A 13,362-nucleotide genomic window follows, 5' to 3' on the forward strand; every position below is an offset into this window, starting at 1 on the left:
AACGCGGCGCATGTGCCCCTTCCGCACGGCGCATCCGGACAAGACACCACACGGACCTCTACGATGCCCACCGCCCGGTTCACGCAACCCATCCGCCCGCAACTGCCACACCGTCATACCCTGTTGCTCACAGGTGAGTTGGCCGTCCGGCCGTCGACGCACGAGGGAGGGGCCCGGTGCGCGCGTTCCGCATCCCGCTGCCGCTGCTGCTGGGCTTCGCGCTCGGGCTGGCGTTCGTGCTGCTGCTGCGCGACTGCACGGGCGGCACCGAAGGCGACGGCACGCGGGCGGCGGCCTCGCCCACCGGGGGCGATGCCCGGCCGCACGCCGAGAACAGCACATCGGTGCCCGCCCTCTGGCCCCCACCGCGCGTCGTACGCGACGACGGGGGCTCGGTGGCCATCGGCCGCAGCGTGGCCGTACGCACGGGGGACACGACGGATCCGGCCACCCTCGACACTGTCGTCCGGGCGCTGCGCGCGGGCGGCGCCCGCGAGATCCGTATCGGCGACGAGCCGCGCTCCGGGGAGCTGCTGGTGGTGACCGACGGGACGACGGCGGACCTGGCCGCCGGTTCACCGAAGGGCCTGCCCAAGGGCGGCTACGTCCTCGCCGTCGGCCACGCCGACGACGCCCCGCGCGTCGTCCTCGCCGGAGCGGACCGGACCGGCACCTTCCACGCCGCGCAGACCTTCGCCCAGCTGGTGCGCCCCGTCGGCGCGGCCACCGCCCGCACCGCCCTGCCCGCCGTCCGCATCCGGGACTGGCCCGCCACCGGCACGAGGGGCATCGTCGAGGGCTTCTACGGCACCCCCTGGACGCACCAGGAGCGCCTGGCCCAGCTCGACTTCGCCGCCCGCTGGAAGCTCAACACCTACCTCTACAGCCCCAAGGACGACCCCTACCTGCGCTCCCGCTGGCGCGACCCGTACCCGCAGTCACGCCTGACCGCCCTGCGCGCCCTGGCCCAACGCGCCACCGCCCGCCACGTCTCCTTCGTCTACGCCCTCTCCCCCGGCCCGACCGTCTGCTACTCCTCCGCCGCCGACCGCGCCGCCCTGCTGCGCAAGTTCCGCCAGCTCTGGGACATCGGAGTGCGCTCGTACGCCGTCCCGCTCGACGACATCGACATCACCCGCTGGAACTGCGCCGCCGACGGGACGACGTACGGCCACGGCCGGGCAGCGGTGGCCCGCGCCCAGGCGGACCTGCTGAACGACATCCAGCGCGACTTCCTGGCCCCCCGCCCGGAAGCCGCCCCCCTGATCACGGTCCCCACGGAGTACGACGGCACGCGTGCCACCGACTACAAGACAACCCTCGCCTCGGCCCTCTCCCCCGACATCACCGTGATGTGGACGGGCCCCCTGGTCGTCTCCCCCACCCTGCGCACCGACCAGGCCCGCGAGGCCGCCCGCCGCTACGCGCACCCGGTGCTGATCTGGGACAACTACCCGGTGAACGACTACACGCCGGGCAACCTCCTGCTCGGCCCCTACGTGGGCCGCGACTCCGGCGTCCCCGGCGCGGTGGCGGGCATCACCGCCAACCCGATGAACCAGGCCAGCGCCTCCGTCCCCGCCCTCTTCTCGCTCGCCGCCTACGCCTGGCATCCGGAGGCCTACCGCCCCACCGCCGCCCTCGACGCGGGCCTGCAACTCCTCGCCGCCGGCGACCGCCGCGCCCTCACCGCCCTGCGCGCCTTCGCCGACCTCAACCACGCCTCCCGCATCGACACGACCAAGGCACCGAAGCTGGCCGCGCTGATCGAGGCCTACCGGCGCGGCGCCCCGAACGCGCGGCAGGCCCTGCGCGCACACCTCACCACCCTCGCCTCGGCCCGCGACACGGTCCCACCGGCGCTGCGCACCTCCGCCGCCCCCTGGCTGGACGCCACCCACGACTGGGCACGAGCGGCCCTGGCCGCCCTGGCCCTCCAGGACGGCACGGGCACCCGCACCCAGGTCCGCACCCTGCGCGACACCGCCCGCTCCCACACGGTCACCGACTGGCAGGGCCGCAAGCGCACGGTGGAGGTGGGAGCGGGGGTGCTGGACGCGTTCGTGGCGCGGGCCCTGGACTAGCTTCGGACCCGTACGACGATCTTGCCGGTGTGTGCGTTGCGCTCCATCAGCCGGTGGGCGTCGGGGAGTCGGTCGAGTCCGTCGAGGACCTCGGCGACGACCGGGCGCAGTGTGCCGTCGAGGAGGCCGGAGTTGACGTAGTGGGAGGCCCGGCGGCGGCCTTCCGCGGTGTCGGCGGCGGCGAGGTTGTTGTAGCCGTGGACGGTGAGGGGCCAGTGCACCGGGAGTTCCGTGGGCCGGCCGTCCAGCCAGCCGTAACTGATCAGCGTGCCGCCCGGGACGACGGCCTCGCCGAGGGTGCGGAAGCCGGGCCCGCCGATCGCGTCGAAGACGACCTCGACGCCGCGCCCGCCGGTGAGCCGCCGGGTCTCCTTCACCACGTCCTCGCCGTCGCTGACGACGACATGCTCGGCGCCCAGATCGAGCAGCCGCCGCCGCTTGGCCGCGGTGCGGGTGGTGGCGATCGGTACGGCGCCGGTGCGGCGGGCCACCTGGATCGCGGCGGTACCGGCGCCGCTGGATGCGCCGGTGACCAGGACATGGTCGCCGGGTGCCAGGGCGGCCTGCCGGACCAGGGCGCCGTACGCCGTCGAGTAGGTGACCCACGCGGCGGCCGCCGTCACCGCGTCCACCTCCCGGGGGCGCGGCAGCACCGCCGTCCCGGGCATGAGGATGCGGTCGCCGTACACGCCACGGGCGCTGAGCTCGAAGTTGCCGCCGGTGAGCACCGGTTCGCCGGGGGCGAACGCGGTCACGCCGGGTCCGACGGCGACGACCTCGCCCGCGGCCTCGTAGCCGTTGCGGGAGCCGGGCAGCGTCGGCGCGTAGAAGTACTGTCCGGCGCGGAACAACAGGTCCGCGCGGTTGAGCCCGACAGCGGCCACGTCGATGAGGACCTCGCCCGGGCCGGGTTCGGGCAGCTCGGTCTCCTCGACCCTCAGCACGTCGGGGCCGCCGGTTTCGTGAAAGAGCACTGCACGTGCGGTGGTTGACATGCCGTCGACGCTAGGCGCGCCGGAAGAGACGAACCATGTCCACCGATCTCGATTTCCTGTCCGTACGTCTTCGCTGCCGGGCCTGCGGGCTACGGTACGGACATGGACGTGCTCAGCGACGCGGTCGCCGCCATGCGCACCGGACGGCCGCACTCGGGACGCCAGGACATGTACGCACCGTGGGGGCTGCACTTCGAGGCCTCGGACGGCGCCGGGTTCCACGTGGTGCTGCGCGGGTCGGCGTGGCTGATCCCGGCCGAGGGCGAGCCGGTGGCGCTGGCGCCGGGCGATGTGGCGTTCCTGGCCCACGGGCGCGGGCACGCGCTGGCCGCCGATCTCGACGTACCGCTGGAGGACGTACGACGGACTCCGGACGGCCTGTGGCCCGAAGTCCCCGCCGAGCCACGGGAGTCGGAGCCGGACGCGGTCATCCTGTGCGGGGCGTACCTGCTGGACCGCAGCCGGGCCCATCCGCTGCTGACCGAGTTGCCGGAGGTCGTGCACCTGCCCGCCCGGGTCGGTGCGCACGGTCAGCTCCGTGCCGCGGTGGACCTGCTGGGCACGGAGCTGGCGGAGCCCCGGCCGGGAGCGGACACGATCGTCACCGCGCTGCTCGACACGCTGCTGCTGTACATCCTGCGGGCCTGGTGGGAGCGCGAGCGGCAGGGCTCGGGGCATCCGACGGGCTGGTCGGCCGCGCTCGCCGACCCGGCCGTCGCGGCCGCCCTGCGCGCCATCCACGCCGACCCGGCGCACCCCTGGACCGTCGAGGAACTCGGCGCCACCGGCGGCCTCTCGCGCGCGGCCTTCGCCCGCCGCTTCACCGCCCTGGTCGGCGAGCCCCCGCTCGGCTATCTGACGTGGTGGCGCATGACCACGGCCGGCCGCCTCCTGCGGGACGACGACACGCCCCTGCGCCTGATCGCCCAGCGCACCGGCTACACCTCGGAGTTCGCGTTCGCCAAGGCTTTCAAGCGGGCGTTCGGGATGGCGCCGGGGCAGTACCGGCGGCGGGTCTCCTGACCGTATGACGAAGGGGCGCCCAGGCCGCTCCCGGCGAGAGGCGCCCCTTCGGGCAGGCTCACTTGTTCAGGTGCGCCCAGAACTCGTCGAACGACAGGAGCTTGTCGCCGTCGAGGTCGCGGCCGGCGATGATGGCCTCGGCGACCGCCTCGGTGACGTTCCAGTCGCCCCCCTGCGCCAGAGCGGTCTTGAACTCCTGGGCGGTGATCCGTCCGTCACCGTCCGCGTCGATCCGCTCGAACTGCTTGCGCGCTTCCTCGATGTCCGCCACCGATCCGCCCCTCATCTCGTGCTCTTGCCGTCGTACTGACGCAGGTCAGATTAACTGCCCACGCGGGCCTCCAGTGCGGCGACCACCCACACGAACTCCTCGCGGTGCGCCGCGGCCGGTTCCAGGCCCTTCACCACGGCGAGCAGTTCGCGGTAGCGCGCGAACCACATCGACGCCCCGGCGGGCACGTCCGGCCCCCGGTCGGCGCGCAGCGAGCGGATCAGCTCCAGGCGGGCCACGGACGCCGCGTCGTACAGCCGGTAGCCGCCCGCGAAGTGGGCCACCGGGTGCAGGACGCCCTCGTCTGCGAGTCTGTGCCTTCCAGTGGGTGGAGACTCAAGGAGCGCTGCGGTGGAGACCTTGCGGGACATTCTGGACGCGGCGGCGCGGGGCGTCTTCCCACCGGCGGACGGCCGGACGACGGTCGTGCCCCAGCACTGCCCCCGGGACGCGGGCGTGATCGCCTTCACCGGCCGCTCGGTCGTCTTCACCGACGAGGACCCCCAGTGGGTGTACGACACCCTGGGCGCCCTCGACTGCGACGCGCTCGCGGCGACGATGAACGCCCGCTTCCTCGCCGCCTTCATGGACCGCACGGGACGCACCACGGACACGATCGACGTGATGACGGTGGCCTCGCCGCTGCCGGGTGAGCCGCCGCTCGCGCTGCGGGAGATCCGCGACCCCGCTCATCCGCGGGTCGTCAGCTCGCTGCGGCGCCGTGACGACGTGCGGGTGTGGGCCGCCGACGGCGGTGTGCTGGTGCTGGGACGCGGCATCGCGGGACGGCTGGAGGCCGCGGTGGAGGTGGCGGAGGCGGTACGGCACCGGGGGCTGGGGCGGGCCCTGGCGCTGGCGGCGCGGCACCTGGCCGGGGGCGAGCCGGTGTGGGCCCAGATCTCCCCGGGGAACGCCCGCAGTCTGCGGGCGTTCCAGGCGGCCGGTTTCCGGCCGGTCGGGTCGGAGGCGCTGCTCAGTGCCAGGCCTCGCAGTGAGGGCTGACGGCGACGCGGCGGCGTGTCCGCCCAAACACCCTTGCGCGGGCCCACGCATCCGGCTGCGGCCCGCCTCAGCCGTCCGCGGGACGCCCTAGTTGTATTGCCCTGTGAGGTTGGGGACGCGGCTGGCGGGTGGTTGGCCCTTGAGCGCGGTGTGTCCGCGGTGGTGATTGTAGGTGTGCAGCCACTCGTCGAACGCCTGCCGTCGTTCGGCCTCGGACCGGTAGGGGCGGGCGTAGGCCCACTCGTCCAGCAGGGTGCGGTTGAAGCGTTCGACCTTGCCGTTCGTCTGTGGCCGGTAGGGCCGGGTTCGTTTGTGGGTGATCCCGGCCGCTGCCAGCAGGTCGCGCCAGTTGCGGGAGCGGTAGCAGGAGCCGTTGTCGGTCAGTACCCGTTCCACGGTGATGCCGGCCTGGATGAAGAAGGCGTGGGCGCGGGTCCAGAAGGCGGTGGCGGTCTCCTTCTTCTCGTCGGCGTGGATCTCGCTGTAGGCCAGGCGGGAGTGGTCGTCGACGGCGGTGTGCAGGTAGCTGTAGCCGGCGTTCGTGCGGTTCTTGCGGCCTGCGGCGCGGCCGAGGACTTTGTGGCCGCCGCCGTCGGGGATGTTGCCGAGCTTCTTGATGTCGACATGGACCAGTTCGCCGGGCCGGTCGCGTTCGTAGCGGCGTATGACACGGCCGGTGGCCCGGTCCAGGTGGGCAAGGCGGGCCAGGCCGTAGCGGGCCAGGACGCGGTGCACCGTTGAGGGCACCAGGTGCAGCAGGTGCGCGATGCGGGCCGGTCCCCACCGGCGCAGGATGCGGACCTTGATGATCCGGCGCTCGGTGCGGGTCGGGGTGCGGCGCGGGCTGGTGCGCGGACGGCTGGAGCGGTCGGCCATGCCGGCCTCGCCGAGCCGACGGTAACGGTCGACCCACCGCTGGGCCGTGGTCGGCGAGACCTGGAAGCGTTCTGCGGCCCGTCGCAGGCTCCAGTTGTCGTCTACGACGCAGCGGGCCAGGCGCAGGCGGCCGGTCTCGGTCAGGGGTGCATTACGGTGGGGCACGAGGGCCTTTCTGTTGCTGGTGCAGATGTCGCAATCCACACCAGGCCAGAAGGCCCTCACCCATTTCAAGATCACACGGCAGTGATCGCTGTCACCAACCTCCGTGGGCAGAACACCTAGTGGTCGGCCACCCTCATCTCGAACCAGGTCGTCTTGCCGCGCGGCAGCAGGTCCACGCCCCAGCGGTCCGAGAGTTTGTCGACGAGGTACAGGCCCCGGCCGCTGACGTCCATCTCCTGGACCGGCATCAGACAGGGCAGCCCCCGGGACGGGTCACGGACCTCGACGCGGATCCAGCCCCGGCGCCGGCGCATCCGCAGACCGAACACCCGGGCGCCGGTGTGACGTACGGCATTGCCGACCAGCTCGGAGACCAGTAAAACGGCCTCCTCGGTCGTTTTGGCGGACAGGCCCCACTGGCGCAGTACGACGACCTGGGCGAGCCGGCGTGCCGTCGCGGCGGACTCGGGACGGGACGGCAGCGGAATCTCCGCCTCCGTCGGATTGCCGAACAACTCCAGCGCCTTGAGCGCTCGTTCGTCCTCGGCCGCCGGCGACCAGCGCGCCGCGGTCGTACGGCCGCGTCCTTGCGGCTGTTCGATGCCCTCCAGCCCCGCCATGCCCCCATCATGGCCGCCCGGCGCGTCCTGCGGGGCCGTTCCCGCGGAATACGCCTCCCTCGGATCGTCGTTCCGGGCGCTTCGGTTGGCATATGCCGGTGGCGGTTCGGAGCCGCCAACAGCCCCTGTGACCTGCGAAGAAGGGTCGGCCGGCGGCAATGGACGATCTCCCTCGACAAGGCAGGCTTAAGGCTGCCATAAGGCTGCCATAAACCGCCCCATCGAGGGACCGGATCAGACAGCGCGTCAATTGCAAGCTTGACGCGCGACTTACAGGAACTTGGCCTTGCCCGGCCCCTCCTCCACGAAGCTGCGCATCCCCCGCTCACGGTCCTCCGTGGCGAACAGGCCCGCGAACCAGTTCCGTTCGACGGCGAGGCCGGTGTCGATGTCCGTCTCCAGGCCCGTGTCGATCGACTCCTTCGCCGCGCGCAGGGCGAGCGCCGGGCCCTGCGCCAGCTTCGCCGCCCACGCGTGCGCCGTGTCGTACACCTCGGCCGCCGGGACCACCCGGTCCACCAGGCCCAGGGTCAGCGCCTCGTCGGCCTTCACCATCCGGCCGGTGAAGATCAGGTCCTTGGCCTTGGACGGGCCGATCAGCCGGGCCAGCCGCTGGGTGCCGCCCGCGCCCGGGATCAGGCCGAGCAGGATCTCCGGCTGGCCCAGCTTGGCGTTGTCGGCGGCGATGCGGTAGTCGGCGCACAGCGCGAGTTCGCAGCCGCCGCCGAGCGCGTAACCCGTCACGGCCGCAACCACCGGCTTGGGGATGCGCGCCACCGCCGTGAAGGAGTCCTGCAGGGCGCGGGCGCGCAGGACCATCGCCGTGTGGTCCATGGCCTGCATCTCCTTGATGTCCGCGCCGGCCGCGAACACCTTCTCGCCGCCGTAGACGACGACCGCGCGCACGTCGTCGCGGCGCGTGGCCTCCTCGGCGAGTTCCTTCAGCCGGTCCTGCGTGGCGGTGTCCAGCGCGTTCATGGGCGGGCGGTCGAGACGGAGGGTGCCGACGCCCTCGGCGACTTCCAGATTCACGGTCATGCCAGCAGGTTAACGGGGACTAACGGGGACCGGCCCGGTGCGGTCGCTCACACCACCGACGACATCGGGCCCGGTGCCGTGCGTCGCACCGGGCCCGTCCTCGTCAGCGGGTCACGCCTTCCACTTCTCCCACGACATGTTCCAGCCGTTGAGCCCGTTGTCCGGGTCCACGATCCGGTCGTTGGAGTTCTTCACCACGACCACGTCGCCGATCAGGGAGTTGTTGAAGAACCACGCGCCCGGTGCGCCCTTGTCCCAGCCGCCGCGCGCATCGCGCAGGCCGATGCAGCCGTGGCTGGCGTTGTAGTTGCCGAAGGCGCCGCCCGCCCAGTAGTTGCCGTGCAGGAAGGTGCCGGAGGTGGTCAGGCGCATGGCGTGCGGGACGTCCTTGATGTCGTACTCGCCGCCGTAGCCGACGGTCTCGCCGTTCATCCGGGTCACCACGTGCTTCTCGCTGATGACCATCTGCCCGTTCCAGGTCTCCATACCGGCCTTGCCGGTGGTGACGGGGAGGGTCTTGACGACCTTGCCGTCCCGCATGACCTTCATCGTGAGCTTCTTGGCGTCGACGACGGAGACCTGGTTGCGGCCGATCGTGAAGGAGACGGTCTTGGCCTGCTCGCCGTAGACGCCGGGGCGGCCCTCGACGCCGTCGAGGTTGAGCTTGACGGTGACCTTGGTGCCGGCCTTCCAGTACTTCTCGGGCCGGAAGTCGAGCCGGTCGTTGCCGAACCAGTGACCCTCGACGTCGACCGCCGGTTCGGTCTTGATCTCGATGGCCTTCTCGACCTGCTCGGGGTTGGTGATACCCCGGGTGAAGTTGAGGGAGAAGGGCATTCCGACGCCGACGGTGGAGCCGTCCTCGGGGGTGAAGTGGCCGATGAACGTGTTCTGCGGCGTCAGCGTGGTGAAGTCGGCGTCCTCGGCGGCCTCGCGGCCCGCGGAGTCCTTCGCGACCGCGTGCACCTGGTACTTGGTGGCGGCGGCCAGGTGGGTGGACGGCGTCCAGGTGGCGCCGTCCTTGGATATCTCACCGGCGATCTCGTTGCCCTTGGCGTCCTTGACGACGACCTCGGTCAGCTTGCCCTTGGCGGCGGTGACCTTGAGGGCCCCGCTGGTGTCGACGGACTCCGCGCCGTCCTCGGGGGTGATGGTCACGGCCGCCTCGGACTGCTTGCTCTGCGCCGTGGCCGCACCCTTGCCCTTGCCGTCCCCGGACCCGGCCGCGGAGCCCGACCCGGAGTCCGATCCCCCGCCGCACGCCGTGACGGACAGCAGCAGTACGCCCGCGACCAGCGCCAGGCCCTTGCGTCCGCTCCCGCCCCTCTTTCGGTTCGCGCGCGCGTCAACCGACGCCCCCGATATCGGTCGCACGTTCAAGTTGTCTCCCCTCAACGGGCCTCTGACCGGGCCCTCATCGGACCCCGTCGGGCCCCCTCCCCTGCGCGTCCCGCGCGTTCGGCGCATATTAACCACATGGTCGGCGCGGTCGAGGCCGCACGATTGTCACCGTTCAGTCCCAACATCGACCGGCCGCCACGGGCCACCCCACCCCCCGGCAGGCTCACATCGGAGCACTGCCCGCTTTCCACGCGTTCCACCCCATGTTCCAGCCGCCGAGTCCGTTGTCGGGAGCGACCTTTTTGTCCTTGCTGTTGACGACTTCGACGACGTCCCCCACCAGCGTGCGGTCGAAGAACCAGCCCGCCGGGGTCTCCGAACTGCCGCCCTTCTCGTCCCGCAGCCCGATGCACCCGTGGCTGACGTTCGTGTCCCCGAAGGTGCGGGCCGCCGCCCAGTAGTTGCCGTGCAGGAAGGTGCCGGACTCGGTGAGGCGCATGGCGTGCGGGACGTCCGGGATGTCGTACTCACCGCCGAAGCCGACCGTGCTGCCGTTCATCCGGGTCACCTCGTACATGTCGGTGACCACCATCTTCCCGTTGTACGTCGGCGTCTTGGGCGCCCCCGCGGTGATCGGCACCGTGCCGAGCAGCTCGCCGTCCCGGCGCACCTCCATGGTGTGCTTCTCGGCGTCGACCAGGGAGACCTGGCTGCGTCCGACGGTGAAGGCGACCGTCTTGTACTGGAGCCCGTAGACCCCGGGTGCGCCCTCGACGTCCCTGAGCCGCAGGTCGACGGTGACCTCGGTACCGGGTTTCCAGTAGTGCTCGGGCCGGAAGTCGAGACGGTCCCGGCCGAACCAGTGCGGGCGGATCTCGACGGCGGGCTTCGCGGTGACGCGTACGGCCCGTTCGACGGCCGCGCGGTCGGTGATCTCCCGGTTGAACCCCAGGCTGACGATCATTCCGGTGCCGACCACCGAGCGGTGCTCCGGGGTGACGTACGCGATGAAGCGCTCCTCGGGGACGTACGTGGTGAAGGTGGTGTGCCGGGCGAAGCGGCGGCCGTGGTCGTCCCGGGCCACCGCGTCGACGGTGTACTCGGCGGCCAGTGCCAGCCTCTGGTCGGCGGGTTCCCAGCGCCGCCCGTCGGGTGAGAGCCGGCCGGGCACCGGCTGCTCCTGGGCGTCCTGGGACTTGACGACCCGCACCGATTCCAGGCGTCCACTGGACACCCGTACGGACAGCGTCTCGTCGGGGCGGACGCCCTTGCTGCGGTCGTCCGGAGAAATCTGGATGACGTCCTTGGGGGACCGTGGCTTGCCGAGCGTGCCGAGCCCGCTCAAGCCGTCCGTGGTGCAGCCGGTGGCCCCGGCCAGCAGCCCTGCCCATGTCAGTACGGCGGCCAGTGCGGCCCTCGCGCGCCGCGCGCGCCCATGTACGTGCCTCACAAACGTGTCCAACGACCGGGCCCGCCCTGGGGAAACGTGAGTGCGAGCCAAGCTCTGGGCAGAACAGTGGGGAGGACGACGGGACGGGCTCCGCGGAAGGGACGCCGTGCGCCCGCCGACGTCGTCGCCACGAGCCGCGGGAGGCTGACAGGTGTCCAGCGCAGCCGAGCAGGAGACGGTGGCCGGGCAGGGCGGACGCCCGGCCGCCGCGTTGAACGGCGCGCCGCGCGCCGCGCCGGCCGCCGCGGTGCCGGTGTGGCCGGGTGCGCCGACCCCGCTGGGGGCCCGGTTCCGGGTCGGCCCGGACGGGGTGGCGGGGACCAACTTCGCGCTGTGGGCGGGCGGGGCGGAGGCGGTCGAGCTGTGCCTGTTCGACGAGAAGGGCACGGAGCGGCGGCACCGCCTGACCGAGCTGACCCATGAGATCTGGCACGGTTTCGTGCCGGGGGTCATGCCGGGGCAGCGCTACGGCTATCGGGTGCACGGCCGCTGGGATCCGTGGACCGGCGGCCGCTGGAACCCGGCGAAGCTGCTGCTCGACCCGTACGCGCGCGCGGTGGACGGCGACTTCGGTCTGCCGCCGGAGGTCTACGGGCACGTCCGGGACTGGCCCCAGCAGCAGGTCGCGGACACCGTGCGCGACGAACGGGACTCGGCGCCGTACGTCCCCAAGGGTGTCGTCGTCCACGATGACGCCCCCGACGACGAATGGGCGGACGACCGCCGCCCCAAGACGCCGTGGGGGGACTCGGTGATCTACGAACTGCATGTGCGGGGCTTCACCAAGCTGCACCCCGGCATCCCCGAGGAACTGCGCGGCACCTACGCGGGCCTGGCCCACCCGGCGGCGATCGAGCACCTCACCCGGCTGGGCATCACGGCCGTCGAACTGCTGCCCGTCCACCAGTTCGCGCACGAGGACCATCTGCTGCGCCGGGGCCTGAAGAACTACTGGGGCTACAACTCCATCGGCTACTTCGCCCCGCACGCCGCGTACGCCGCGTCCGGCACGCGCGGGCAGCAGGTGGGCGAATTCAGGCGGATGGTGCGCGCGCTGCACGCGGCCGGGATCGAGGTCATCCTCGACGTCGTCTACAACCACACCGCGGAGGCGGGCGAACTGGGCCCGACGCTGTCCCTGAAGGGCATCGACAACCGCGGCTACTACCGGCTCCAGTCCGACGCCCGCCGCTACGCCGACTACACCGGCTGCGGGAACACGCTGCACGTCGTCCAGCCGCACGTGCTGCGGCTCATCACCGACTCGCTGCGCTACTGGGTGACGGAGATGGGCGTGGACGGCTTCCGCTTCGACCTGGCGGCGGCGCTGGCCCGGTCCATGCACGACGTGGACATGCTGTCCCCGTTCCTCGCCGTCATCGCGCAGGACCCGGTGCTGCGCCGGGTGAAGCTGATCGCCGAGCCCTGGGACGTGGGTTCCGGCGGCTACCAGGTGGGCGCCTTCCCACCCCTGTGGACGGAATGGAACGACCGCTACCGCAACGCCGTCCGGGACTTCTGGCGGCACGCGCTGCCGGACGTACGCGAGATGGGCTACCGGCTGTCGGGCTCCAGCGACCTGTACGCCTGGGGCGGGCGGCGGCCGTACGCCTCGGTCAACTTCATCACCGCGCACGACGGTTTCACGCTCCGGGACCTCGTGTCGTACGAGCGCAAGCACAACGAGGCGAACGGCGAGGGCAACCGGGACGGCACGGACGACAACCGGGCCTGGAACTGCGGGGCGGAGGGCGAGACCGACGACGAGCGGGTACGGGCTCTGCGCAGGCGGCAGCTGCGGAACCTGCTGACGACGCTGCTGCTGTCGACGGGCGTGCCGATGCTGGTCGCGGGCGACGAGCTGGGGCGCACCCAGCGGGGCAACAACAACGCGTACTGCCAGGACAACGAGATCAGCTGGGTGGACTGGGGGCTGCTTCAGGAGCCCGGGTGGCGGGCGCTGTTCGACCTGACGTCCCGGCTGATCGAACTGCGCCACCGGCATCCGGTGCTCCGTCGCCGGGCGTTCTTCTCCGGCCGGGCGCACTCGGCGGACGGGCTCAGGGACCTCGCCTGGTTCACCGCGCGGGGCACGGAGATGACGGAACGGGACTGGTACGCCCCGGCGGCGACGGTCGGCATGTACCTGTCCGGGCGGGACATCCCGGGCCGGGACGAGCGGGGCGCGCCCATCCTCGACGACAGCTTCCTCGCCGTCCTGCACGCCGGGGAACGCCCGGTGAGCTTCGTCCTGCCGGGCCCGCCGTGGGCGGAGCGGTACGAGGTGGTCGTCGACACCTCGCGGGAGGAGCAGGCCGAGGCGCCGGGGGTGACGCATCGGGCGGGGGCTGCGGTGACGGTGCCGGGGCGGGCGGTGTTGTTGTTGCGGGTGGCGGGGTGAAACGGGCGACTCCTCGGGAGTCGGCTGCTCGGGGTTCGGCTGCTCGAACACGCAGGTCGTAGGACCATCGGCGGACCCTGGTCCGGCCGAAACTCG

At 72.1% G+C, this 13,362-nt stretch carries 12 protein-coding genes; 4 read left to right on the top strand and 8 right to left on the bottom strand.

Annotated elements, in window-relative coordinates; all coding sequences use genetic code 11:
- Positions 1–176 precede the first annotated feature (176 nt).
- Complete coding sequence (locus HJD23_RS11740) at positions 177–2,084, top strand: beta-N-acetylglucosaminidase domain-containing protein (RefSeq protein ID WP_171112711.1); 1,908 nt, start codon at positions 177–179, stop codon at positions 2,082–2,084.
- Here the strand turns inward: HJD23_RS11740 and HJD23_RS11745 are convergent.
- Positions 2,081–3,079, bottom strand: coding sequence for a zinc-dependent alcohol dehydrogenase family protein (locus HJD23_RS11745; RefSeq protein ID WP_171112708.1), 999 nt, complete (start codon positions 3,077–3,079; stop codon positions 2,081–2,083). The two genes, HJD23_RS11740 and HJD23_RS11745, sit on opposite strands and share 4 nt — an antisense overlap.
- 102 nt (positions 3,080–3,181) lie before the next feature.
- Between HJD23_RS11745 and HJD23_RS11750 the strand changes: the two genes are divergently transcribed.
- Entirely contained in the window at positions 3,182–4,102 is a 921-nt protein-coding gene (locus HJD23_RS11750) for an AraC family transcriptional regulator (RefSeq protein ID WP_171112706.1), read from the top strand.
- 58 nt (positions 4,103–4,160) lie between these two features.
- On the opposite strand, the gene HJD23_RS11755 is transcribed toward HJD23_RS11750, so the two are convergent.
- On the bottom strand, positions 4,161–4,373 hold the full coding sequence (locus HJD23_RS11755) for an EF-hand domain-containing protein (protein ID WP_171118600.1): 213 nt from the start codon (positions 4,371–4,373) through the stop codon (positions 4,161–4,163).
- 50 nt (positions 4,374–4,423) lie between these two features.
- Positions 4,424–4,657 carry a hypothetical protein gene (locus HJD23_RS43730; protein WP_232107782.1) on the bottom strand — a complete coding sequence of 78 codons (234 nt, stop codon included), beginning with the start codon at positions 4,655–4,657 and terminating at the stop codon, positions 4,424–4,426.
- 67 nt (positions 4,658–4,724) lie between these two features.
- Between HJD23_RS43730 and HJD23_RS11770 the strand changes: the two genes are divergently transcribed.
- Positions 4,725–5,375, top strand: coding sequence for a GNAT family N-acetyltransferase (locus tag HJD23_RS11770; RefSeq protein WP_171112704.1), 651 nt, complete (start codon positions 4,725–4,727; stop codon positions 5,373–5,375).
- 87 nt (positions 5,376–5,462) lie between these two features.
- Here the strand turns inward: HJD23_RS11770 and HJD23_RS11775 are convergent, their stop codons facing one another.
- The 5 genes from HJD23_RS11775 to HJD23_RS11795 all read right to left on the bottom strand — a co-directional run bounded on the left by HJD23_RS11775 (position 5,463) and on the right by HJD23_RS11795 (position 10,865).
- Positions 5,463–6,416: an IS481 family transposase gene (locus tag HJD23_RS11775; protein WP_171134016.1), complete on the bottom strand. Its 954-nt coding sequence runs from the start codon at positions 6,414–6,416 to the stop codon at positions 5,463–5,465.
- A 116-nt stretch (positions 6,417–6,532) separates the two neighbouring features.
- Positions 6,533–7,036, bottom strand: a complete 504-nt coding sequence (locus tag HJD23_RS11780; protein WP_171114372.1) for an ATP-binding protein — start codon at positions 7,034–7,036, stop codon at positions 6,533–6,535.
- A gap of 270 nt (positions 7,037–7,306) precedes the next feature.
- Positions 7,307–8,074 carry an enoyl-CoA hydratase-related protein gene (locus HJD23_RS11785; RefSeq protein WP_171114371.1) on the bottom strand — a complete coding sequence of 256 codons (768 nt, stop codon included), beginning with the start codon at positions 8,072–8,074 and terminating at the stop codon, positions 7,307–7,309.
- Between the two features lie 111 nt (positions 8,075–8,185).
- Positions 8,186–9,448: an Ig-like domain-containing protein gene (locus tag HJD23_RS11790; protein ID WP_240980983.1), complete on the bottom strand. Its 1,263-nt coding sequence runs from the start codon at positions 9,446–9,448 to the stop codon at positions 8,186–8,188.
- A gap of 190 nt (positions 9,449–9,638) precedes the next feature.
- Positions 9,639–10,865, bottom strand: coding sequence for an Ig-like domain-containing protein (locus HJD23_RS11795; RefSeq protein WP_171114369.1), 1,227 nt, complete (start codon positions 10,863–10,865; stop codon positions 9,639–9,641).
- 151 nt (positions 10,866–11,016) lie between these two features.
- Between HJD23_RS11795 and glgX the strand changes: the two genes are divergently transcribed.
- Positions 11,017–13,266 carry a glycogen debranching protein GlgX gene (gene glgX, locus HJD23_RS11800; RefSeq protein ID WP_171114368.1) on the top strand — a complete coding sequence of 750 codons (2,250 nt, stop codon included), beginning with the start codon at positions 11,017–11,019 and terminating at the stop codon, positions 13,264–13,266.
- Positions 13,267–13,362 lie beyond the last annotated feature (96 nt).

Source organism: Streptomyces sp. Z423-1 (assembly GCF_013009255.1).
Lineage (GTDB): Bacteria > Actinomycetota > Actinomycetes > Streptomycetales > Streptomycetaceae > Streptomyces > Streptomyces gossypiisoli.

Excerpts from the sequence above, each read along its gene's own strand:
- HJD23_RS11745 (WP_171112708.1), bottom strand. The coding sequence starts at position 3,079 with ATGTCAACCACCGCACGTGCAGTGCTCTTTCACGAAACCGGCGGCCCC.
- HJD23_RS11780 (WP_171114372.1), bottom strand. The coding sequence starts at position 7,036 with ATGGCGGGGCTGGAGGGCATCGAACAGCCGCAAGGACGCGGCCGTACG.
- HJD23_RS11785 (WP_171114371.1), bottom strand. The coding sequence starts at position 8,074 with ATGACCGTGAATCTGGAAGTCGCCGAGGGCGTCGGCACCCTCCGTCTC.
- HJD23_RS11750 (WP_171112706.1), top strand. The coding sequence starts at position 3,182 with ATGGACGTGCTCAGCGACGCGGTCGCCGCCATGCGCACCGGACGGCCG.